At 43.6% G+C, this 22,678-nt stretch carries 18 protein-coding genes; 12 read left to right on the top strand and 6 right to left on the bottom strand.

All coding sequences use genetic code 11. The features are described from left to right. Positions 1–482 precede the first annotated feature (482 nt). Positions 483–1,220: a BamJ family beta-barrel-assembly machinery protein gene (bamJ, locus tag AAEY78_RS08380; protein WP_352338896.1), complete on the top strand. Its 738-nt coding sequence runs from the start codon at positions 483–485 to the stop codon at positions 1,218–1,220. Positions 1,221–1,398: 178 nt separating this feature from the next. On the opposite strand, the gene argA is transcribed toward bamJ, so the two are convergent. Next, entirely contained in the window at positions 1,399–2,721 is a 1,323-nt protein-coding gene (gene argA, locus AAEY78_RS08375; protein ID WP_352338895.1) for an amino-acid N-acetyltransferase, read from the bottom strand. Positions 2,722–3,061: 340 nt separating this feature from the next. Here argA and AAEY78_RS08370 point away from each other — a divergent pair, with 340 nt between their 5' ends. After that, on the top strand, positions 3,062–3,646 hold the full coding sequence (locus AAEY78_RS08370; protein WP_352338894.1) for a hypothetical protein: 585 nt from the start codon (positions 3,062–3,064) through the stop codon (positions 3,644–3,646). An 87-nt stretch (positions 3,647–3,733) separates the two neighbouring features. Here the strand turns inward: AAEY78_RS08370 and AAEY78_RS08365 are convergent, their stop codons facing one another. Then, positions 3,734–4,795 carry a patatin-like phospholipase family protein gene (locus tag AAEY78_RS08365; protein WP_352338893.1) on the bottom strand — a complete coding sequence of 354 codons (1,062 nt, stop codon included), beginning with the start codon at positions 4,793–4,795 and terminating at the stop codon, positions 3,734–3,736. 270 nt (positions 4,796–5,065) lie between these two features. Between AAEY78_RS08365 and recG the strand changes: the two genes are divergently transcribed. From recG to AAEY78_RS08350, 3 genes are all read left to right on the top strand, one after another. Next, positions 5,066–7,441: an ATP-dependent DNA helicase RecG gene (gene recG / locus AAEY78_RS08360; protein WP_502943721.1), complete on the top strand. Its 2,376-nt coding sequence runs from the start codon at positions 5,066–5,068 to the stop codon at positions 7,439–7,441. Positions 7,442–7,595: 154 nt separating this feature from the next. Beyond that, complete coding sequence (locus AAEY78_RS08355; protein ID WP_352338892.1) at positions 7,596–8,990, top strand: efflux RND transporter periplasmic adaptor subunit; 1,395 nt, start codon at positions 7,596–7,598, stop codon at positions 8,988–8,990. Continuing rightward, a complete protein-coding gene (locus AAEY78_RS08350; protein ID WP_352338891.1) occupies positions 8,987–12,094 on the top strand; it encodes an efflux RND transporter permease subunit in 3,108 nt (1,035 codons plus the stop codon). Before AAEY78_RS08355 ends, AAEY78_RS08350 begins: the two co-directional genes overlap by 4 nt. A 250-nt stretch (positions 12,095–12,344) precedes the next feature. Here AAEY78_RS08350 and AAEY78_RS08345 read toward each other — a convergent pair whose 3' ends face one another. Beyond that, positions 12,345–12,863: a MarR family winged helix-turn-helix transcriptional regulator gene (locus AAEY78_RS08345; protein WP_352338890.1), complete on the bottom strand. Its 519-nt coding sequence runs from the start codon at positions 12,861–12,863 to the stop codon at positions 12,345–12,347. Positions 12,864–13,079: 216 nt separating this feature from the next. On the opposite strand from AAEY78_RS08345, the gene AAEY78_RS08340 reads away from it, so the two are divergent. Both AAEY78_RS08340 and truC read left to right on the top strand, forming a co-directional pair. Next, positions 13,080–14,006 (top strand): DMT family transporter, encoded by a 927-nt coding sequence (locus AAEY78_RS08340; RefSeq protein WP_352338889.1) that lies wholly within the window; start codon positions 13,080–13,082, stop codon positions 14,004–14,006. A gap of 311 nt (positions 14,007–14,317) precedes the next feature. Next, entirely contained in the window at positions 14,318–15,076 is a 759-nt protein-coding gene (truC, locus tag AAEY78_RS08335; protein WP_352338888.1) for a tRNA pseudouridine(65) synthase TruC, read from the top strand. Between the two features lie 223 nt (positions 15,077–15,299). Here the strand turns inward: truC and AAEY78_RS08330 are convergent, their stop codons facing one another. Then, positions 15,300–16,295, bottom strand: a complete 996-nt coding sequence (locus tag AAEY78_RS08330; protein ID WP_352338887.1) for a diaminopimelate dehydrogenase — start codon at positions 16,293–16,295, stop codon at positions 15,300–15,302. 617 nt (positions 16,296–16,912) lie between these two features. On the opposite strand from AAEY78_RS08330, the gene AAEY78_RS08325 reads away from it, so the two are divergent. Genes AAEY78_RS08325 through AAEY78_RS08315 form a run of 3 tightly spaced genes read left to right on the top strand, consistent with a single transcriptional unit; the run spans position 16,913 to position 19,562 of the window. Next, a complete protein-coding gene (locus tag AAEY78_RS08325; RefSeq protein WP_352338886.1) occupies positions 16,913–17,920 on the top strand; it encodes a DUF1852 domain-containing protein in 1,008 nt (335 codons plus the stop codon). A gap of 47 nt (positions 17,921–17,967) precedes the next feature. Next, entirely contained in the window at positions 17,968–19,014 is a 1,047-nt protein-coding gene (locus AAEY78_RS08320; protein WP_352338885.1) for a methionine synthase, read from the top strand. Positions 19,015–19,070: 56 nt separating this feature from the next. Continuing rightward, positions 19,071–19,562: a flavin reductase gene (locus AAEY78_RS08315; protein WP_352338884.1), complete on the top strand. Its 492-nt coding sequence runs from the start codon at positions 19,071–19,073 to the stop codon at positions 19,560–19,562. Positions 19,563–20,250: 688 nt separating this feature from the next. On the opposite strand, the gene AAEY78_RS08310 is transcribed toward AAEY78_RS08315, so the two are convergent. Together AAEY78_RS08310 and AAEY78_RS08305 are read right to left on the bottom strand one after the other, a co-directional pair. After that, positions 20,251–20,379: a transposase gene (locus AAEY78_RS08310; protein WP_352338883.1), complete on the bottom strand. Its 129-nt coding sequence runs from the start codon at positions 20,377–20,379 to the stop codon at positions 20,251–20,253. Between the two features lie 111 nt (positions 20,380–20,490). Further along, positions 20,491–21,033: a winged helix-turn-helix transcriptional regulator gene (locus tag AAEY78_RS08305; protein ID WP_352338882.1), complete on the bottom strand. Its 543-nt coding sequence runs from the start codon at positions 21,031–21,033 to the stop codon at positions 20,491–20,493. Between the two features lie 137 nt (positions 21,034–21,170). Between AAEY78_RS08305 and AAEY78_RS08300 the strand changes: the two genes are divergently transcribed. After that, positions 21,171–21,983 (top strand): alpha/beta fold hydrolase, encoded by an 813-nt coding sequence (locus AAEY78_RS08300; protein ID WP_352338881.1) that lies wholly within the window; start codon positions 21,171–21,173, stop codon positions 21,981–21,983. A 73-nt stretch (positions 21,984–22,056) separates the two neighbouring features. Further along, entirely contained in the window at positions 22,057–22,461 is a 405-nt protein-coding gene (locus tag AAEY78_RS08295) for a hypothetical protein (RefSeq protein WP_352338880.1), read from the top strand. Positions 22,462–22,678 lie beyond the last annotated feature (217 nt).

Below are 22,678 nucleotides of genomic sequence, written 5' to 3'. Positions count from 1 at the left end.
TAAGTATTATAATTTTAAACATCATAGCTGAAGATTAAGCTTTGCTAATAAGTTCAAGCGTTAATCAAGCATTAATAGTGTTATGACGCTTTTTAATAGCAATTGCTATTCTTAATATTGTTGTCATTAAAATGGTGCATATACACAGTCAGTACCAAATCTGTTATAAACCTAACTGTATATAATAAAAAAGCTGACCCTGATAAAACCTATTTGTAGTAAAAAACATACCTTTGGTTACTTATCATCTTAGCTGTGTTAGCTTAGCTGATATAGTGAAACGGTTAAAGACAGAAAGCTTAACTTCTTACTATAATTGTGTGATAAGTTGTTATTTTTGCGGCTGTTATTAACAGAGAACGTACATTAGCCCGATAATTTCATCGCAAACATGGTGCCTAAAACTAAGATTTGCTATCATGGTGCGCAGGCAAACTTCTGCCACCCTTTTGATAATGTGTTTGACCATTCGAGACAATTCTATGAAAAAAATGACTACTTTGACGATCACGGCATTAACCAGTGCGATGTTACTAGTAACTGGCTGTAGTACCAATAACGGCAATAAAGAGACAGCTGCTAAAAGTGTGGCAGTGACTGAACAAAGTCCAGCAGCTGAAAAAGTGGGCTACAGCTTGGGCTTCATGATGGCTGAAGGCAATAAAGATGCGGTCAAGGATTTGAATTTAGATAAGTTTGAAAAAGGCTTTCGCGATGGTTATGAAGGCAAAGAGCCAGCATTGACCCAAGAGCAAATGCAAGAAGTATTAATGACGTATCAAAAAGAACAGGAAGAAAGTTTCGTGAAAGAGATGCAAACTAAAGCTGGTGAAAATAAAACCAAAGGCGCAACCTACTTAGCAGAAAATGGCAAAAAAGCAGGCGTGACCACCACGAAATCAGGCTTACAGTATAAAGTATTAAAAGCTGGCACGGGCAAAGCACCAAAAGCTACTGATGTGGTTGAAGTGAACTATGAAGGTAAGTTGCTTGACGGTACGGTATTTGATAGCTCGTATGAGCGCGGTGAGCCAATTGAATTCCCATTAAACCAAGTCATCGCTGGTTGGACGGAAGGTTTACAGTTAATGAAAGAGGGCGGTAAATACGAGTTCTATATCCCATCAGACTTAGCTTATGGCGAAGCGGGTAACGCAGGTATCGAGCCTAACAGCACCCTTATCTTTACCGTTGAATTGTTAAAAGTAAAAGCAAAATAATAAGCGTTTAAGGTCAAGCTAATTTTTAGAGATTTATGATTGTAAAAATAGCTCAGCATTTATAGCTTAGTATTCGCTAATAAAAAGCCCTCATATTGATGTATGAGGGCTTTTTTATAAAAGGATTTTTCTTAATCTTTAACAAGGATAATCATTGTTAAAGATTTTAAATTAAAGGCTAAAGTATCTTTTGGAAAACTTTTGAGTTGCGTCCATTATTATATTGCTGCTGGCGTGCTTCAGGTAGGGCAGTGGCATCGACTTCTACAAAGCCGTGTTCAACAAACCAATGCGCGGTACGGGTGGTTAATACAAACAATTTCTGTAATCCATGACTGCGCGCTTGCTGCTCCAAAAATGCTAATAAATCTGCGCCACGGCTGCCACTGCGGTATTCAGGATGTACAGCTACGCATGCCACTTCTGCCGAAACTTCATCGAGCGGATTAAGGGATGCACAGCCCAAAATCATTCCGTCACGTTCAATCACACTATAGTTCTCAATTTCTTGCTCTAAGCGTGCGCGTGAGCGAGCGACCAAAATCCCTTGTTCTTCAAGGGGGGTGAGTAGCTCAAGCATACCAACCACATCATCAATATTGGCGCGGCGAATCTCTTCATATGGGTCATGGCTAATCAAGGTGCCAGAGCCATCACGGGTGAATAACTCTTCAAGTAACGCCCCATCTTTAGCATAAGAGATAATATGAGTACGGTGAACGCCTTGACGGCAAGCGCTACTGGCACAATGCAAGAAGTAATTAATCTCACAATTTAAATCGCGTCCACGTAAAAAACGATCCACTTCATTTGGAATCATCTCACGCAGTAAACGGTCATTGTCATTAATGCCCGTTTCTTCGCCCAATAAAATCAGCTTATCGGCACCCAGTGCAACGGCTGCGCTTAACGCCACATCTTCTGCCAGTAAATTAAACACCTCACCGGTAGCTGAATAACCCATTGAGCCTAAAATAACAATATGGTCATGCAATAGGTTATTTTTAATAGCTTCAACATCAATAGAACGCACTTCACCGGTCATCTGATAATCAACGCCATCACGGACGCCATAAGGACGTGCGGTGACAAAATTACCTGAAATGGCGTCAATACGCGAGCCATACATGGGCGAATTTGCCAGTCCCATAGATAGCTGGGCTTCAAGTTGCAACCGAATGGCACCAACCGCTTGTAAAATAGCCGGCATAGCAACGCGTGGCGTCACGCGAATATCCTGATGCAGCGCTGCGGTAATGCCTGCGTCTTTAATATTTTTTTCGATTTGCGGACGGGCACCGTGAACCAATACCAGCTTAATACCTAAGCTGTGCAATAACGCAAAATCATGAATCAAGGTGCTAAAGTTAGGATGATTGACCGCTTCGCCACCGAACATAATCACGAATGTCTTGCCGCGATGGGTATTAATGTAAGGGGCTGAGTTGCGGAACCAATGGACGTATTCTGGATTGATCTGAGGCATGGCGCTAGTAGTCATAATAGGAGCAATTATCGTTAGAATAAAGGAGAAGGAGTGACAAAAATTTGTCGAACATTAAAGATTTACCATAGCAAAAAATGTCGATATGAGCTATCTTTTTATTTTGGGTAAAACAATGCTACTCTATAGCGTGATTATACAGAAGCGCAACATGGCGTTAGGATGATGCTAAAACGTTTTTGTTATGCTACGCTTTGCGGTCTTTGATTGTGTTTTGAGTCTCTTTTAGTAACCAATTGATACCTCCTATATCCCATTACAAAGCGTGGCTGACCTCTTCTTGCTGCTCTTTGTAGGCTCCGTTTTATCGATACATTAACTAGGAATAATAATTATCATGAAAAAAAGCAACCAATTTGCCAATCCATTTGCTGCATGGACGGGTCATCGCTTATTTCACGTTGTCGCTGGCACTTTAGTTGGCGCGATGGCAGTAACGCAGGCATCGGCTATGCTGCCGACGCCAGAGCCAGCGCTGGGCAATCCGCTGACCGTACAAGCGGCAGATAATAATACTCGCTCAACCAATCAAGCAATAAATAGCAGAATCACTGCCTCTTTGGTGAGTGTGGATGCCAATGGGAAAGAACTACTGGTGCCAGTGACGGGCAGCACGCGTTTGCAGTCTGGGAATGTTTTAGAGTATCAAGGTCTCTTTACCAACACCAATCCGGATAGAGTGCGTAAAATGACGGTCACCATGACCATTCCTGAGCAAGTAGAAATGCTGGGTGGTATGGCACCGGATTTCCCATTTGGTAGTGCGGATGGCAATACTTTTGCCCGTATGCCGCTACGTGCTAATATTGATGGTAAGCTGCAAGAAGTACCGCTAACTTTTTATAAAGCCGTGCGTTGGAATTTGGATGGTTTGGGGTTAAATGAGACGGCAACTGTTAAATACCGCGCGCGCGTTAAATAAATTTATTATTAAATATTTTTGATATAAAAAAAGCATCACAGCTAATAACTGTGGTGCTTTTTTTATACATAAACCATTATCTATCTGTTAAAGCGTGGCATATTTGCTGTTGGATTTTTCGTTAATTAATTGCTTAATGGCAGCAATTTTTGGGGTTGTGGCTTGCATGCCAGCAGTAATTAAGGCGCGGCGCTGGCTGGTATCTAAGGAGCTGATTTGACTGACATTAGGCGTAATGACGATGTCAGCGCGTTGCCGTTCAAGTCGAGAGGAGGTAGTAGCGGTCACGGCATTACTGCTGACATTTGCCATGACATTGTATTCTAATAAGCCCCAAAAGCTGCTTAACGAGGTGATGGTTGGTAATTTAGTAACCGTTGGTGCTGTATTACTTTTCTTAGCATCCGTACTATTAGCACTATTGTTTTTAGCGCCAGTATGCGGGTCAGTGACGTCCACAGCTATGATAATATCTGCGCCCAAATCACGAGCGCTATCGACCGGTACTAGGCTTACCACGCCACCATCAACATACTTTTTGCCCACCTGTTCTGGAATGCGCGGGGCAATAAAAATATTAGGCACACTACAAGACGCTTGCACGGCAAGACCAGCATCGCCCGTTGTAAAGATGGCTTTGGTTAAGGTATTTTTTTCCGCAGCAATCGCCGCAAAGGTAATGGGAAAGGCTTCAATTGGTCGTCCACCAACTTTAGTATTAATAAAGTTTTTAAGTTTTATCCCTTCAATAAAGCCTTGATTGGATAAAGTGAAATCCATCAGCGCGCTATCGGGCGTGCTTAAGGCAATTTTTTCCAGCTCAGTAGAGTTATAGCCGCTGGCGTATAGACTTCCAACCAAACTGCCTACACTGGTACCCACCACTAAGGTTGGGGTTATGCCGTTTTCCTCTAATGCTTTAATCACGCCAACATGGGCAAAGCCTTTTGCACCGCCGCCGCCTAACACCAAAGCGACCTTAGGAATATAAGGTTTATGAGCGGGCTGCACAAGACTGGTGTCAGGGATACTATTGCAAGCACTGGTTAGTAAGGCAAGCGCACCAATAAGGCTGGCACGCTGCCCGTAAGATACGGTTGCCGTATTTGTTAAGCGATAGATAATAGAAGATAAAGAATGAGCAAACATAGTTATACCTTGATAGATATGCCTTGAAAATAATGGTCGCATTTTCAAATAATTTTCATATTTTAAAAGTATGGATAGTTGACCTTTTATAAGATAGCCAGCCTTACTATCGATGTGAACTATAAAGGCAAACTAGCAAGGTCAATAGCTAGACGCATCATTACTAAATCGCTTAGCATAAGCAAGACCTTTGTCAGCTATAATGACCGCCATATATCATTTTTAATCGTTACTATAAACGTTTACCAATTAATGGGTTAGGACATTTTGATGCCAATATCTGCCAGCCACCCCGCCACTTTAGCCATGTCTGCGCCCATGAATAAAGGTCATGCGCCATCGTCATTAGATATGCCAGTGACGGCGCTGGCGGGCGTTGGGGTTAAGGTGGGGGAGCAATTGGCACAATTAGGCATTGAGCGCATTTTTGATTTATTACTGCATCTGCCGCGTGCTTATGAAGACCGCAGCCGTATTGTCGCGATAGGGAATGTGGCACATGGACAGTCAGCGTTAATCACTGGTCGCGTGGTGCACGTAGATAATAAGCGTAGCGGCATGACGGTAATTATAGAAGATGCAACCGGCAGTATCTCATTACGTTTTTTTAAAGTATATCCCGGACTAGCGCAAACCATGAGTGTCGGCACGCATTTGCAGCTGTTCGGTGAAGTGAAGGTCAGTCGCTATGGTAAACAGCTGCACCATCCAGAATATCAAATCATTACCGATAGTGCTGCAATCGTTGATACTGGGTTGCAGCCGATTTATCCAACGGTCAAAGGCTTACATCAAAATAAACTACGGACGTTGATTAAATTGGCATTACAAACCGTGCGTAGCCAAGGTCTACCGATGACCCTGTTTACGCCCGATGATTTTGCGGTGGTTGCTGATATGCCATTAGCGCCTTTTGCGCCTATAAGAAAACAGAGTGCAGAGACGGGCGAGCCGGACGATATTTTTTCTATGCTGGCGCAGCGTGTGCCCGAAAACCAAGTGAATAAAGCCAGTCCTACGCGTTATGATTTTGCCGACTCCAACGCCAACGGCAGCCCTAATTATAATGAAAGCCTTAATTCTAGTCCGCACCATTTGGCGGCGCATAATGTCTATCACTTAACGATATTTGAAGCGTTAGTGTTATTGCATACGCCACCGATTTATACGGATATTACTCAGCAATATGAGCTATTAACGCAACTCAGTGCGCGCAGTCATGCGGCTTGCCAGCGTCTTATTATCGAAGAATTAACCGCGCATCAGCTGAGCCTGTTATATCGGCGTCAGCAGTTGCATCAACATAAAGCGCCAAAATGTGCCATTCAAAGCCCGACTACCGAGCAGTTATTTGCCGCGTTACCGTTTAGCTTAACAGGGGCGCAAACGCGCGTTATGAAAGATATTACTGCGGATATGGCAACCTCGATTCCGATGCTGCGCTTGGTGCAAGGTGATGTGGGCGCGGGTAAAACTTTAGTGGCGGCAGGCGCAGCAGGATTTGCGCTGGATAGTGGCTGGCAAGTGGCAGTGATGGCACCGACGGAGATATTAGCCGAGCAGCATTTGGTCAATTTTAAGCAGTGGTTTGAACCATTAGGTATTGGTGTGGGCTGGCTGGCGGGTAAACAAACCGCCAAGCAGCGCCGCGAAGCATTGGTGGCGGTGGCGGAAAATACGGTGCAAGTGGTCGTCGGTACCCATGCTTTATTCCAAGAGCAAGTACAATTTGCCAAATTAGGCTTGGTGATTATTGATGAGCAGCACCGATTTGGCGTTGAACAACGGATGGCTTTGACCAATAAAGGTGTCACCGGCAGTACCCCACATCAGCTGATTATGACCGCAACGCCCATTCCGCGCACCTTGGCGATGAGTGTATATGGCGATATGGATACGTCCATCATTGATGAATTGCCGCCGGGACGAACCCCGATTACCACTGTGACCATTGACCGCAATCGCCGTGATGAAGTGATTGAGCGTATCGCGGTTAATTGTGAGGCAGGTCGGCAAGCGTATTGGGTTTGCTCATTGGTAGAGGAGTCGACCGCCCTCGATGCGCAAGCGGCGGAAGCGACTTATGAAGATTTAAATGAGCGCTTGGATATTCGTATTGGCTTAGTCCATGGCAAGATGAAAGCGGTCGATAAGCAAGCGGTGATGCAAGCCTTTAAAACTGGACAACTGGATTTGTTAATTGCTACGACTGTGATTGAAGTTGGCGTCGATGTGCCCAATGCCTCATTAATGGTTATTGAAAATGCGGAACGGTTGGGCTTATCGCAATTGCATCAATTACGCGGGCGGGTTGGGCGCGGCTCAACCAAAAGCTATTGTGTGTTGCTATATCAAACCCCATTATCAGAAACTGGCACGGAACGACTTAATGTGCTGCGTGAAAGTACTGATGGTTTTGTCATTGCCCAAAAAGACTTAGAGTTGCGTGGTCCTGGCGAATTATTGGGCAAACGTCAAACCGGTAATGTTGGCTATTATTTAGCAGACCTTATTCGTGATGAGCAGCTATTTGCCATTGCCCAGCGGTTAGCAAAACATATCATCAGTAACCCTGCGCGTAAAGCCGATGTCAGCCAGCTTATCCAACGCTGGATGCCGGAAGCCAGCCGTTATACCAATGCGTAATGGTGGTTAATAGCTGAATGACGTTGGTTCGATTGCAGCTTTACATTGGTTTACCAGCTAGTACTGAAAAAATAGCATTTAGCATTAAGTATTTTAATTTTCTACCTTTTAGACGTTCAATTTTTATTATTGCGCTGACCTATAGAGACCCACTATGAGTGACTTTCAAGAACCCAATACTGAGCAAGAAGACCCTGCAATATTGCCACCGGATTCAGAGCTGCCGCCTTATCGTCAACCTGATGCAATGGTAAAAAAACCGGTGTCAAAATATCCATTATGGTTGATACCGGTCATGGTAGTGATGCTGGTCTTGGGCGTCTTATTGGGCAAATATTGGGGCGATAATAAGAGCACCGATGAGACATTAGGAAGCACGGCTAGCGTCAATCAAGTGCAAGGCAATACGGATAGTAATAGCGTGACACCATTGAGCGTACCTGAGCAAACGGTCTTATCTGTGGAAGTTGTTTCTCCAAGTCAAGACAGCTTGGGCAATACCTTAAGCGCGGATGGCACGATAGCGGCAAAAGATACTGCCAGCGTTAGTGCCAAAGTTAATGGCGTCGCAATTGAGCGTGTTCTGGTAGAAGAAGGCTCAGAGGTAAAAGCTGGGCAAGTACTGGCAATATTCGACACCGCTGCCCTGAAACAGCAAGTATTGCAAGCGCAAGCCGATGTGGCAGAGTCAGAAGCAGCGCTGGTCAATGCAAAATCTGAGGCGGCACGCGTGTTACCGCTACTTGACATTGATGCTATTAGTAAACAAGAAGCCGATCGCTATCGCAGCACTAAAATACGTGCTGAAGCCACAGTAGATGCTGCCCAAGCCAGACTAAATACGCAGCGCTTAAACTTAAGTAACGCCAATGTGGTCGCACCCGTGAGAGGCGTTATCAGTGAAAAAATGGTAGAAGTAGGAATGGTCGCTGGCAATGATCCTTTATTTACCATTATTAAAGATGGGGTGTTAGAGTGGCAAGCGACCCTTGACCCCAAGCTGGTGGGTGAAGTAAAAGTAGGCACGCCAGTAAAAGTGAGCTTACCAAAAGAGCAATCGGTAATGGGCGAAGTGAGCCGTATTGCCCCAACTGCAGATAAAAACCGTCAAATTACTATCTATGCAATTTTGGCAAAAAATACTGCGGTACGTGCCGGCATGTATCAAAAAGGCGAGTTTCAACTGGGCAGCGCCAGTATGCAAACTGTACCTAGCAGCGCCATTGTCAGTAATGATGGCTTTGACTATGTCATGTTAGTGACGGATATTAAGGCTGATTCTGATAGCGATGCAGCCGCTAACGCAAAAAATAATACTACTAAAAACGCTGCTAATGACGTTAAAAAAACCGGACGTATCCAGCAGCTGCGCGTCACTTTAGGAGAGCGCATTGGTGACAAAGTTGCCATTGCCGAACCGATTCCTGCGGACAGTCAACTGGTCAAGCAAGGTGGCAGCTTCTTAAATGATGGTGATTTGGTGCGTGTTGTGGATGCTAAAGAGGGCAAAGATAATACAGCCAGTACCGACAAGCCGTCACGCTCATGAATTTAAATGCGTCGGCATATTCGATTAGAAATCCGCTCGTTGCTATCTTATTGTTTGTGTTATTAACGATGGGCGGTTTGTTTGGCTTTCGGCAAATGAAAGTGCAGCAATTCCCAGATATTGATTTGCCTGCGGTGGTGGTGACGGTGACGTTACCCGGTGCTGCGCCTGCGCAATTAGAAAACGATGTGGCAAAAAAGATTGAAAATCGGCTGACCAGTATTACCGGTATCAAGCATATTCGTAGCACACTGCAAACGGGCGCGGCAACCATTGTGACCGAGTTTGTGTTAGATAAAGACATTCAAGAAGCGGTCGATGATGTGCGCTCAGCCGTTGGCGAGGTGCGTGGCGATTTACCAGCCGCGGCAAATGACCCGATTATTACTAAGGTGTCCACCTCAGGATTTCCGGTCGTTACCTACTCTGTAACCGCTAATAATATGAGCGTCGAGGATTTATCATGGTTTGTTGATGACACCATTACCAAGCGTTTATCCGATGTCCAAGGGGTTGGGGCAATCAGTCGTATCGGTGGGCTTGAGCGCCAGATTACGGTAGCGGCTGACCCCATCATTATGAGCGGCTTGCAGCTTTCTATCAGCCAGTTGTCACAGCAAATTGCTGCTATTCAACAAGACAGTGCGGGCGGAGAGGCTGAGGTTGGCAATACGACCCAAACAATTCGCGTCTTGGGCGCGGTTGAGCGTGCGCGTGAACTGAATGAATTGCAGATAGCGGTGCCAACTGGTGGGACGCAAACACTGGGGCAAATGGCGCAAGTCACTGATGGCGCAGCAGATCCAAGTTCCATCGCTAAGCTTGATGGGCAAACGGTAGTGGCATTTAACGTAACCCGTTCGCGCGGTGCTAGTGAAGTTGAAGTCATGGCACGTGTTGATGAAGCGCTCAGCCAATTACATCAAGACATGCCTAATATTAGTATTGAAAAAGTGTATGACCGAGCAACGCCGATTGATGAAGATTATCAAGCGTCGCTGCGCATGTTGATAGAAGGCGGAATTTTAGCCGTTATCGTCGTGTTCCTATTCCTGCGTAATATTCGCGCCACGATTGTGACGGCGGTGGCGCTACCTTTATCTATTATTCCCACTTTTTTGGGCATGTATCTGTTTGATTTTAGCTTAAATATTATCTCGCTTTTGGCATTGTCCTTAGTCATCGGAGTATTGGTCGATGATGCGATTGTCGAAGTCGAAAATATCATGCGCCATTTGCGTATGGGCAAAACCCCGTATGAGGCGGCAATGGAAGCGGCGGATGAGATTGGGCTTGCGGTAGTTGCCACGACCTTTACCTTGATTGCGGTGTTTTTACCGACGGCATTTATGGGTGGTATTGTTGGGCAGTTTTTTCGCCAGTTTGGTTGGACGGCGGCGCTGGCTATTTTTGCTTCATTATTGGTCGCGCGTTTAATAACGCCAATGATGGCGGCATATATTTTGCGCCCAGAAAAAAAGCATGTTGAACGCCAAGGTCGCACGATGACGGGCTATTTAAAAATGGTCACGTGGACCTTGCATCATCGCTGGCTAACCATGGGCGCAACCTTGATATTGTTTGTGGTATCGCTTAGTTTGGTCAAATTACTACCGACCGCCTTTATTCCTGATAATGATATTGACCAAACTCGGGTGTCTATTGAACTGACGCCTGATGTGACACTTGCGGATACGGAGCGAGTAGCGGCGCTGGCAAGTGCGCGTATTATGACGTTGCCAGAAGTGCTGCATATTTTTACTGCAGTGGGTGAAGGGCAAGCGTCGATGGGCTCAGACTCCAGTGGCGGTAAAGCAAAAAATATTGCTGGACTCGACATTGTATTAGCGCCACGTGCGGAGCGTGGATCAAAGCAAGAGATTGAACGTAAAATTAGTGCCCTCGTGGCAGAAGTACCAAGCGCCCGTTTTACCGTTGGTTTATCCAGTGGCGGTGAGAGCGGTTATAACTTCTCCTTAAGCAGTACCAATCCGCAAGTGCTCGAACAAACTGTCCAAAAAATCATGAGCGATATCCGCGCGCTGCCTATTGCCGGTGCCGTGACCAGTGATCGCAGCTTACCGCGCCAAGAGCTGACGGTAACACCGGATAGATTGGCAATGGCGGATAAAGGCGTGACTACCCAAGATATCGCCACCACGCTACGCATTGCGACCGTTGGCGACTATGAGCAGCGTTTATCAAAGCTTAATCTGGACACCCGCCAAATATCCATCGTCGTACGCTTACCAGATGTGGCAAAACAAAGTGTCAGCCAGCTAGAAGGTCTTTATGTGCCAAGTGCGCGCCCTATTGGAGAAGGGGTGCGGGTAGGCGAAGTGGCAGCGCTCGATTTTGGCACAGGTCCTGCGCAAATCAGTCGCTTAGATCGTGAACGTGCCATTAGTATCACGGTGCAGCCCACTAATGGTGAGCTTGGTGAGCTGGTACAGGCGGTTAAAAACACACCGACCATACAGAATTTGCCTTCGTCTATTACCATTATTGAGCAAGGGCAGGCGGAAAGTATGGCGGAGCTGTTTAGCGGTTTTGTCATTGCCATGTCAGTGGGTATTATCTGTATTTTGGGCGTATTGATTTTATTATTCAAACGCTTATTACAACCGTTTACTATCCTAATGGCGCTACCCTTATCTATTGGCGGCGCGTTTGTCGGTTTGATGATTACCGGAAGTAGTTTATCCATGCCATCAATGATTGGCTTTATTATGCTAATGGGTATTGCCACTAAGAACTCAATTTTGCTGGTTGATTATGCACTGATAGCCCAGCGGCGTGGACTGACGCGATTTGATGCCATGATTGATGCTTGTCGTAAGCGCGCGCGTCCGATTATTATGACTTCTATCGCGATGGGCGCGGGCATGTTGCCGCTGGTATTTGGTTGGGGCGAAGCCGACCCGACCTTTCGCCGTCCCATGGCAGCGGCAGTATTAGGCGGCTTAGTGACTTCCACTTTATTAAGTCTAGTCGTTATTCCGGTGGTTTATACCTTGATGGATGATGTGTCTAATTGGTTTGGCAAATGGCTGGTGCCGCATGGGAGAGAATCAGAAGATAATGCTGCTAGCAAACGGCTCTAAGTATTATCAAAAGTCATAAAAGAAGGTCAATGCTGATAGCAGTATTGACCTTTTTATGACGTCTTTACTGATTTTGGAGGAGAGAAATATAGTTGTCTATCTTACTCAAATTGAATGATTGTTCTAGAACTAGGAAGTGATTTTCTTTAGAATATTTTTTTTACGCGTGCCTAATTAAGCAAGTTGAAGGTTTAAGCTCTATTATTAATTCTTTGTATTATCTCTATATAGAGATTTTATTTTTTAAAATTCAAACAATAGGTAACTGACTCTCAATTTTTTTTAATAGCAAATTGATAATGATCAGCTCTTCTTTACTTATATCATCCATTAGATTATTCTCTAATTGAACGTGCGATGCGACGGCTTTATCAATCAAGATAATACCTTTGGCAGTCAGTTGCACCAGTAAGCTGCGCTTATCATCTGGATTATCGATACGCTCGATGAGCTGTTTTTTCTCTAAGTGCTGTAAGCGATTGGTCATCGTGCCAGAACTAACCATCATGCTATCAAACAAGACCGTTGGGCTTAGTAAATAAGGTGTACCTGCACGACGCAGTGTTGCTAATACATCAAACTCCCAATGCGACAGCTGATACTTCATCTTATAATTAGCAGATAGCCTGCGCATCAATATCACTTCTAACCGTTTTATACGACCTATAGTTTCCATTGGTAATAATTCATCAGCGTTAAATCCTTGGCTTTGCCACTGACTAATAATCTGCTGTACTGAATCCTTTTGCTTACTCTCTTCTAATGGCATTTACTGGCTCCTCATTGCGACCAAAGTACATGATAGCTTATCGTTATTTTTGGCTATGTTCTTTCAGCTTCGTATAAATATAATTTTGGAGATATGTTATCTATATTTAGTTGAAGTACTTGCTCACTCTTAAAATAGTAGCAAAAAGTTATCTTGACGTAAAGGTACTTAGTGATATCCTGATCTCAAGATGGTTTTTGATTATTAGGGTATTTCATGAGTGAATCTATAGAGCACGATGGCTCTTTTCGTAAAAATGCATGGTTAGTCCCATTAAGTTGCCTTGTAGTCGGGGGTGCTTTACTTGGCATATCTACCAATCTCGCAAAATACGCCAGCGAAATCAGCTTAACACCACTTGCATTTCTATTCTGGTCAATCACTGGAGCCGCAGTAATCTTGTTTGTTGTGGCGTTACTACGGCAAGAACTTCCACCTCTCAATGCACGCAGCTTTGAATATTACTTCGTCGCGGCTTTGGTTAGTGCTGCAGGCTCTAACTTGATTTTCTTCTCCGCAATCCCCCATGTCGGTGCAGGTTTTGTAGCCCTAATTATTGCTTTGCCACCGCTTCTTACCTATCTTGGTGCATTGGCATTAGGGATGGAGCGATTTCAAGCGGTTCGCGCTTTTGGAGTGGCGGCTGCACTTGCCGGTGCCGGTGTACTAGCCGCACGCAAGTTTTCTGCCCCAGATGCAAGTGTATTGTGGATTTTGATAGCACTCTGCGGTCCGGTTTTACTTGCCATTGGTAATCTCTATCGTACATTGCGTTGGCCCAAAGGCGCGTCTCCTAACGCGCTTGCTCCCGGCATGCTGATCGCGGCTGTTATCTTACTTGGTACAACCAGCCTTCTACCAGATTTCTCACTGATTGTGCCACTGGGAGAGTTTCTGCCGCTTGGTTTAATTATCTTGCAAGCTTTCATTTTTGCAGGTCAATTCCAATTACTATTTCTGCTGCAAAAAACGGGTGGTCCGGTTTTACTGAGCTTACTGGGATCGGTTGGAGCAGTGGTCGGGGTTCCTGTCGCTGTCTTTTTACAAGGTGAGGCGCCGCCAGATGGGCTGATTCTTGGTGCAGTCCTGATTGCAATTGGTGTTGCTCTTGTGACATGGGGTGGTATGAGAAAAATGACATGAGTAATATAAAACATTGAACAATCTGATTAAGGATGATCTTAGAGAAATTGGTAGCCTTTAGTCAAATATCCAAGCCGTTACTAGGAAGCCAAAACACTCAATCAGTGTATCTGCTTTAGCTATACCATCATAAAATGTAGTCACTATTTTTAGACGTTTTAAGGAAATTAGTAATTGTAATAATCTTGGCATAGACCAGAAATATCAGCGCAATTATGAATGAAATCATTGGCAAACCTTTGCACGTGACTTGGAGGGGTGCGGTAAAAAAGATATATAATCATAATATCTAAAATATGGGCACTCAAAACATGATTATCGAAAGCGACACCGTTAACCAAATTGACATCATCTATGAAGATGAATTTTTAGTAGCGATTAATAAAGAAGCTGGTCTGTTGGTGCATCGCAGTTGGCTGGATAAAGGCGAGACGCGCTTTGCCATGCAACTCACCCGTGATGCAGTAGGTTGTCATGTCTTTCCGGTACATAGGTTAGACAAGCCGACCTCAGGCGTATTGTTGTTTGCCAAGAGCCCATCCGTAGCGCGTAGCCTTACCGAAGCTTTTACTGAACACAACGTGACCAAGCAATATCTAGCTGTGGTGCGTGGCTATATGCCAGAGCAAGGCACCATTGATTATGCATTGAGCTTTCAGCCCGATGCCATTGCTGATAAATTTGCTGATTTGGATAAACCTGCCCAAGAGGCGGTCACTCATTGGAAGAGTTTGGCACAAGTTGAGCTGCCATTTGCAGTGTCAAAAAAGCATGACACGAGCCGCTATAGTCTCGTGCGCTTAACCCCTGAGACTGGGCGCAAGCATCAGCTGCGTCGGCACATGCGACATGTATTCCATCATATCGTGGGTGATACCAGCCACGGCGATATACGTCACACACGATTTTTTCGTACTCACTATGACTGTACACGTATGTTACTGCATGCTCAGACTTTAGCGCTCAGCCATCCGGTCACTGGTGAGCCATTGCTGTTAAAAGCGGGATTAGACGATCAATGGCTGCGTATTATGGAAGCGTTTGATTGGCTAGATAAAGCTCAAGTTTAAGTAGCGTAATGTCTATAGTTTGTCTTAGAAAATCATAGTAAAAAAGTCGAGACACCAGCTTTAGAAAGGTTAGCAGACTCTATCTCCAAAATTAAACAATCAACATTGCACAAGATAAAGTAGTAGCATTAAATACTAGACCACAAAAAAAGCACCAAGCCTTAATCACTCGGTGCTTTTTGTTTTCAGCTTAGTATTATTTATGTCTATTTCAAAGCAGACTTTACAGCAATTCTTTTCGCAGCTCCGCCGGTGTCTTAGGCGACAATAAACTAGGGGCTACATCAAGCACCGTTTTAGCACCAGTCTCGCCAGCTAAACTCATTTTATAGGTGGCGCGGGCATAGGCTACGAGCACGCTGGCGGTAAACTCGGGGTTACTGCCAAGGTTTAATGAGAATTCTAATACTTGGTTATTCTGCTCATTATCTACGCCGCTTATACCACTACGAATGACAAAGCCGCCATGCGGCATCTTGCCGTGCTCAGACTCAAAAGTGGGTTGGTCAATAAAGTGCACTGTAGTGTCATAGTCAGCAAAATAATCCGGCATGGTCACGATGGTGTTGCGTACCGTATCGGCATCGGCATCATCTGCCAGCACGATATAGCATTCGCGGGTGTGCTTCTCGCGGGTGCTGAGTGTTGGCTGCTCGCCGTTACGTACCCGTGCTATAGCAGGCTCTGAGGGAAGCGTGTATTGCACGCCCGATTTAACCCCATCCACGCGGCGTACCGCATCTGAGTGACCTTGGCTTAAGCCCTTACCCCAAAAGGTATAGGTTTCGCCAACGGGTAAAATGGCTTCGCCGTATAAGCGGTTGATAGAAAATAGCCCAGGATCCCAACCTACAGACAACATCGCGACTTTATTGGCCTTTTTGGCAGGGGCATCAAGCGCTGCAAAGTATTCAGGAATCTTCGCATGAGTATCAAAGCTATCGACGATATTAAATAAACCTGCGAATGCGGGACCTTGCTCGGGCAAATCAGACTTGGAGCCGCCACATAAAATTAGCACGTCTATATCATCTTTATACTGTTCGATATCGTCCATGGCGTATACGGGCACGCTTTGGTCGATTAAGGTAACGGCGGCGGGATCTCGGCGGCTGAAGACACAGACTAGCTGCATGTCAGGGCTTTGCTTGATGGCGGCTTGGGCGCCGCGCCCGAGGTTGCCGTAACCGGCGATGGCGACTCTAATTACTGATGTCATGGTTATTAGCCTTACGTTGGTGTAGCGGACAGTCGTTACTGCGGAGGGGAATAGGTATTAAGTAATAGGTATTAAGTAATAGGTATTAAGTAATAGATATTGCGCAAAAAGGGTCTGCAGTAAGCCGCACTGTTATAAATTGACGATGCGCAAAATGTGCAAAAATAGCACTTATTTTAGATGTTTTTTATTCGATGTTCTCTTAAGTAGGGTATACCTAGTAGGGAGGCAATCACCTCAAGATCTTAAATCTCACTTCTACTAAACGACAAGTAATATAAATGATTACTATTATAAGTGAAAGCTTAGGTTACATATTTGATTATTTCTGATAATTATTTCTGATGAATATTTTTAGACTTATAAGTTCAGTTTTAAATCCGTATTTATCATTTATAAAATCAAAGCCTTTTATACTTTTAATTTGTCATTCAATAACCCGTTAATATCTTTGCCATTCAAACCTATTTAATAGCATAAATGTCTAAACATGAATTTAACTCATCTTTAGTTCAATTTAAGTCGTTTTTATTCATGTTCTGGTTCAGGTATGATTCTCTCATACACAAATTTGGTTTTATCTCAGATACTGAGAATGGATTAAGGGTGCAATCGCCATGAGTAATGACTTTAACTGTTCGATTTCGAGCATACGTTTTGATGAACACTATCAGCCTGCAGGCAACACACGCCTGACCACTAACTTTGCCAATTTGGCTCGTGGTGAGCAGCGTGCAGAGAACTTACGCAAAACGTTAAGCATGATTAACAATCGTTTTAATACACTTGCACATTGGGACAACCCGACAGCTGATCGTTATTCTGTAGAGATTGATATCGTATCTGCAAACATGGATATTGAAGGCAATGGTAATACCTTTCCTATTATCGAGATGTTGCACACCACGATTGTTGACCACAAAGACAACACCCGTATCGCTGGTATGATTGGCAACAGCTTCTCATCTTACGTGCGCGATTATGACTTTAGTGTGGTACTGCCAGAATATTTCAATAAAAATCCAAACTCAAAATCACCGGCGCATTTTGGCGATTTGCATGGCAAACTGTTCCAATACTTATTAAATTCAGAGGCATATCAAGCCAAGTTTAACAAGTCGCCTGTGATTTGCCTCAGTGTGTCCACCAGCAAAACCTATCACCGTACGGCGAATTGCCATCCGGTATTGGGTGTTGAATACAGACAAGATGACTATTCATTAACGGATGATTATTTCCACAAAATGGGCTTAACCGTGCGCTATTTTATGCCTGCTGGTAGTGTGGCACCTTTAGCCTTTTATTTTGCGGGCGACTTGGTCAGTGACTACAGCGACCTTGAGCTGATCAGCGCGATTAGTACCATGGAGTCTTTCCAGAAGATTTACCGTCCTGAGATTTACAATGCCAATTCTACCGCCGCGCAAGTGTATCAACCCAGCTTAAAATTCCAAGATTATTCACTGACACAAGTGGTATATGATCGCGAAGAGCGCAGCAAAATGGCAGTGACGCAAGGTAAGTTCACAGAAGAGCATTTCATCAAGCCCTACCAGAATATTCTTGAGCAATGGGCGGCAAACTATGCTATCGCAAAAAATGCTGTGGAAAAATGCGTCGCTTAACTTATTAGTAACCGAAACATAAAAATAAAATATAAAAGTGAATAAATATGTCATTATTATTACCAACAGAAAAGCTATTACCAACGTCAACCGCTGGCAGTTTACCAAAACCTTCTTGGCTTGCCGAACCTGAAACCCTATGGTCACCTTGGAAGCTAGAAGGGGAGCAGTTAATTGAAGCCAAGCAAGATGCGCTGCGTTTGTCATTGCAAGAGCAAGTGCGTGCAGGAATTGATATTGTCAGTGATGGCGAACAGACCCGCCAGCATTTTGTGACCACCTTTATTGAACACCTTGATGGCGTTGATTTTAAACAGCGTGAAACGGTGCGTATTCGGGATCGTTATGATGCGAGTGTACCGTCAGTCGTGGGTGCAGTCAGCCGTCAAAAGCCAGTATTTGTCGATGATGCTAAGTTTTTACGGTCGCAAACCGATCAACCCATCAAATGGGCGCTACCCGGTCCGATGACGATGATTGATACGTTATATGATGGTCATTATAAGAGCCGTGAAAAACTGGCATGGGAATTTGCTAAAATCCTCAATCAAGAAGCTAGAGAATTAGAAGCGGCGGGTGTGGACATTATCCAATTCGATGAACCGGCTTTTAATGTGTTCTTTGATGATGTGAACGACTGGGGTGTCGCCACCTTAGAGCGTGCCATTGAAGGTTTAAAGTGTGAAACAGCGGTGCATATCTGTTATGGTTATGGCATCAAAGCAAACACCGATTGGAAAAACACGCTTGGTTCAGAGTGGCGTCAGTATGAGCAAGCGTTCCCTAAATTGCAGCAGTCGAGTATTGATATCATCTCGTTGGAGTGTCAAAACTCACACGTGCCTATGGATTTGATTGAATTGATCCGTGGTAAAAAAGTGATGATTGGCGCGATTGATGTGGCAACCCATACCATTGAAACACCGGAAGAGGTTGCCAATACGCTACGCAAGGCGCTGCAATTTGTCGATGCAGACAAGCTCTATCCTGCAACCAACTGCGGTATGGCACCCTTGCCTCGCCACGTTGCACGCGGTAAGCTGAATGCATTGAGTGCCGGCGCTGCTATTGTTCGTCAAGAACTGACTGCCTAAGCGCCATCTGTTATATAAGAACAAGACAAGCGATAGTCAAATTTGGGATATAAGTGATGATTGAAGCAAGCGACTTTAAAAATGGCATGGCGTTGTTAACAACGGCGGTCAGCGTGGTCACCACAAAAGGCGCGTCGGGCGCCCATGGTTTTACGGCGTCTGCGGTGTGTAGTGTCACTGATACGCCGCCAACCTTGCTGGTTTGCATGAATCATGGGTCACGCTCACATGCCCATTTTGTGGATAATAAAACGCTAAGTGTCAATGTGCTAGGCGCACAGCACGAAGCCATATCCAATGCCTTTGCCTCCAAACTGGGTTCAGAAGAGCGGTTTGAGCAAGGTTCTTGGTCTGAATTAGTAACAGGTGCTCCCGTTTTAGAAGATGCACTGGTGAGCTTTGATTGTGAGATTGAAAATATTCAGCAAGTTGGTACGCACAGTATTTTTATGTGCCGTGTGGTTGCCATCAAACAAAGCGCACAAGAAGAGAGCTTGATTTATTTTAATCGGGCTTATCGCTACGTTGGTCGCGGAGGTATTGCTTAGGGCAGCGCTTACATCAGTTTCTCATTAGCTTTGAATGGTTAGATAATTTAATTGCTATCAAAATATCCAGTCTCAAAGTATGTAGTGACTATTATTAAAGTAACTGTGACCAAAGTAACTATCACCAAAGTAACGGTCCTAAAATTAGTTGTCCTAAAACCAGCTGAGTCATGCAATGAGTCATTGTATTCCTTTAGCTGTTATTCGGTTTTCCTATTTTGTTTATTCAAAAAAAACCCTTCGCCATCTTAGTGAGATAGCGAAGGGTTTTTTATATAAGGTAAGCAATTAGTTGCTACGCGTATTAACGACATAGCTAACTAATTGTTTAAATAATGAATAGCTTAATGGCGATTAATTATCCATGTCAGAGAGTAATAAAGTATCATACTGAGATCATCGTTTTTGTAGAATACTAAACCTATTTTAAACTAACTATTCGTTCATTTAAAATTTCATTAATAGCGTTTATATTCACAAAGTGTCCTATGGCAAAATTATCAATAATATTAAATGTATTCTTAGTAGCTACTTCAAGTGGAAAGTCACTTATGGCGTAAAAAGCCATTCTTCCAATTATTTCTTCTTGCGTACTATAGTCAGTTCAAAATAAAATTGTTATGGTTAGCGCAAATATCATAAAATAATTTAGATAAGTCACTTTGCATCCAGCCTTGGCGTAGGAACTTCACTTGTGCCTATTTTTCTCGATAGGGTTCAAGTCTGGGCTGTACTGCGGTAGCCAAAGAATACGATGACCATGCCTGTTCAGCAATTTTTGGATACATCTAATTTTATGAAATCGAGCATTATCCATGACAATCACACATTTGGTTTTAAGCTTTGGGATCAGCGTGTGTTTGCACTAGTAGTAGAATGACCCCTACCGTCAAATCCATACAACTAAACTTGGGAAATTTTAATTACGCTAGCTTCCATCCTGCGATTTTTGTAAATCATAATTTTCAAACATTGATATCATTTCGCTAGTAGCTCCAGGGCCTGGTTTGAACACCACATCGCGCGCTTCCAAAATCTTACCTGAGCGTGCTTGTAGACCTAACTGCTGAATTGATACTAGCTCTTCTTTATCCCAAATCTCTATCGGCTCTTGCCCTTCTCCAAAAACCCATTTATCCCCCCACTGAACGAGAGAGACAACAGTCACAAGCAAATCTCTTCCTCTTGGCGTCAGCTTATATAAAAATCGATCTACTTCAGGACTGGTTGGTTGCTTCCTCAATATTTCATTTTCAACAAGAATATTCAAGCGATTAGACAACACCGTCTTCGCTATTCCCAGCCTCTCCTCAAATTCAGAAAACCGCTGTACCCCTAAAAAAGCATCACGAATAATAAGTAGAGACCACTTGTCACCAATGATATCGACTGTTCTTGCTAAGCTACAATTAATTTCGTTAAATGATGTTCTAGTCATAATAGCCTGATATAGATTTTGATAAAAAACCATTATCGCATGCTATAACCCTTCTATGGTCAAGAGAGACTAACTATGCTAATTTTCATTTAAAATTATAGATTAGTATCTTTAAGATACCAATTAATTAGTATAGTATCTTAAAGATACTAAAAAGGTTCCGATATCATATGAATAATTTGAGTTTTACTCTATTGAAAAGTTATATAAATATATTGGGTTATGTGGCACCTGAACTGGCTGCGAAAAAGGCGCAGAGTATATTTTTTACGCCAAGAAAACATGCGCAGAAGCCTTGGGAGATAACTGCGCAGGATACAGCGCGAACAGTGGTATTGGATAGCGGTATCAATTGTTTAGTATGGGGTCAAGGTGAGCCGATTTTACTCGTGCATGGGTGGGAAGGCAGAGCCAGTCAAATGTCTGTTTTTCTACCTTTTTTATCCACTAAATATATGTTAATTGCTATTAATGCTCCAGCTCACGGCGATAGCCAGGAAACTAGAAGCAATCCAAACAAATTCATCAAGGCCATTTTTGAAGCCCAAAAATACTTCGGTCCTTTAAAGGCTATCATAGGTCACTCGATGGGTGGCGGTGCAGCAGTATACGCTGCTATTGAAGGCCTAAAGGTTGAGAAAGTTATTTCGATAGCTGGACCATCAAATTTTCAGCATAGTGCTGAATCATTTGCTGCTCTTATTGGTTTACGCGGTAAAGTGTTAGGTTACTTCATGAAACAAACAGAGCAAGAAGTCCAGTTAAGTTTTTCAGAAATAGACATGGCAGTAAGAGTGGATAGGATAGATAAACCAATACTAATCGTGCATGACGAGAATGATTTAGAAGTACCGTTTTTACAAGGGTGCAGGTATAAAGATAAGCTAATCAACGGGGAGTTTTTTGCCACGCAAAATCTTGGGCACAGGAAAATTATGAAGTCTGAGATAGTTCTGCAAAAAGTGACTGATTTTATAGGCTAAAAGATGTTTATTATCTTTTTAGAACATAAAATTTCTTTTGAAGTTGAGAGTAAAATATCGGAATGTCTGAGGTATGAATATATTCTTAATCTCTGCAGGCATTTTAAATGCTATTGCTGCAGCTCTTCATGTAGGTTGCATCATATTTGGTGGTTCATGGTATCGATTCTTTGGTGCTGGAGAACAAATGGCTGTTCTCTCTGAACGTGGTAGCGTCAAACCAACTGTCATTACCTCTGTAATCGTACTCATTCTTTCAATTTGGGCATTTTATGCTTTTTCTGCTGCAGGTTTGGTTGGTGAATTACCATTCACACGTACAGCTCTCATTGTGATAACTTTTATATATTTCAGTCGTGGCCTCGTTGGGCTTTTATTTATTAATAATCCTATTGGAAGAAGTCCTAAGTTTTGGTTATGGAGTTCAATAATATGTTTATTATTTGGTGCCATTCATTTTATTGGTCTCAAGCAATAGTGGTCAAGTTTATCGTGAACCGCACCCATACTGCCTTCAAGCAAAGGTAGTATTTCTTTAAATATATACATTTTTTAAGACATTAGTAAAAATAATACTATAAAAGACGTAGTGTTTAGTTCGAAGATGATCCTAGATATACCAAATTGTATTATACAAACGAGTCTTATTGAACCATTTTATTCAAAACTTGTAAGCTCAACACTGTTTACGCCAT

The sequence above is a fragment of the Psychrobacter sp. 16-MNA-CIBAN-0192 genome, assembly GCF_040309565.1.
Taxonomy (GTDB): Bacteria; Pseudomonadota; Gammaproteobacteria; order Pseudomonadales; family Moraxellaceae; genus Psychrobacter.
Note: the sequence above shows the minus strand (reverse complement) of the source record. Positions and strands in the feature narration are given on the sequence as shown.

Bases quoted from the DNA above. Each gene is read 5' to 3' on its own strand.
- bamJ (WP_352338896.1), top strand. From the start codon at position 483: ATGAAAAAAATGACTACTTTGACGATCACGGCATTAACCAGTGCGATG.
- argA (WP_352338895.1), bottom strand. From the start codon at position 2,721: ATGACTACTAGCGCCATGCCTCAGATCAATCCAGAATACGTCCATTGG.
- AAEY78_RS08370 (WP_352338894.1), top strand. From the start codon at position 3,062: ATGAAAAAAAGCAACCAATTTGCCAATCCATTTGCTGCATGGACGGGT.
- AAEY78_RS08365 (WP_352338893.1), bottom strand. From the start codon at position 4,795: ATGTTTGCTCATTCTTTATCTTCTATTATCTATCGCTTAACAAATACG.
- recG (WP_502943721.1), top strand. From the start codon at position 5,066: ATGCCAATATCTGCCAGCCACCCCGCCACTTTAGCCATGTCTGCGCCC.
- AAEY78_RS08355 (WP_352338892.1), top strand. From the start codon at position 7,596: ATGAGTGACTTTCAAGAACCCAATACTGAGCAAGAAGACCCTGCAATA.
- AAEY78_RS08350 (WP_352338891.1), top strand. From the start codon at position 8,987: ATGAATTTAAATGCGTCGGCATATTCGATTAGAAATCCGCTCGTTGCT.
- AAEY78_RS08345 (WP_352338890.1), bottom strand. From the start codon at position 12,863: ATGCCATTAGAAGAGAGTAAGCAAAAGGATTCAGTACAGCAGATTATT.
- AAEY78_RS08340 (WP_352338889.1), top strand. From the start codon at position 13,080: ATGAGTGAATCTATAGAGCACGATGGCTCTTTTCGTAAAAATGCATGG.
- truC (WP_352338888.1), top strand. From the start codon at position 14,318: ATGATTATCGAAAGCGACACCGTTAACCAAATTGACATCATCTATGAA.
- AAEY78_RS08330 (WP_352338887.1), bottom strand. From the start codon at position 16,295: ATGACATCAGTAATTAGAGTCGCCATCGCCGGTTACGGCAACCTCGGG.
- AAEY78_RS08325 (WP_352338886.1), top strand. From the start codon at position 16,913: ATGAGTAATGACTTTAACTGTTCGATTTCGAGCATACGTTTTGATGAA.
- AAEY78_RS08320 (WP_352338885.1), top strand. From the start codon at position 17,968: ATGTCATTATTATTACCAACAGAAAAGCTATTACCAACGTCAACCGCT.
- AAEY78_RS08315 (WP_352338884.1), top strand. From the start codon at position 19,071: ATGATTGAAGCAAGCGACTTTAAAAATGGCATGGCGTTGTTAACAACG.
- AAEY78_RS08310 (WP_352338883.1), bottom strand. From the start codon at position 20,379: ATGGATAATGCTCGATTTCATAAAATTAGATGTATCCAAAAATTGCTG.
- AAEY78_RS08305 (WP_352338882.1), bottom strand. From the start codon at position 21,033: ATGGTTTTTTATCAAAATCTATATCAGGCTATTATGACTAGAACATCA.
- AAEY78_RS08300 (WP_352338881.1), top strand. From the start codon at position 21,171: ATGAATAATTTGAGTTTTACTCTATTGAAAAGTTATATAAATATATTG.
- AAEY78_RS08295 (WP_352338880.1), top strand. From the start codon at position 22,057: ATGAATATATTCTTAATCTCTGCAGGCATTTTAAATGCTATTGCTGCA.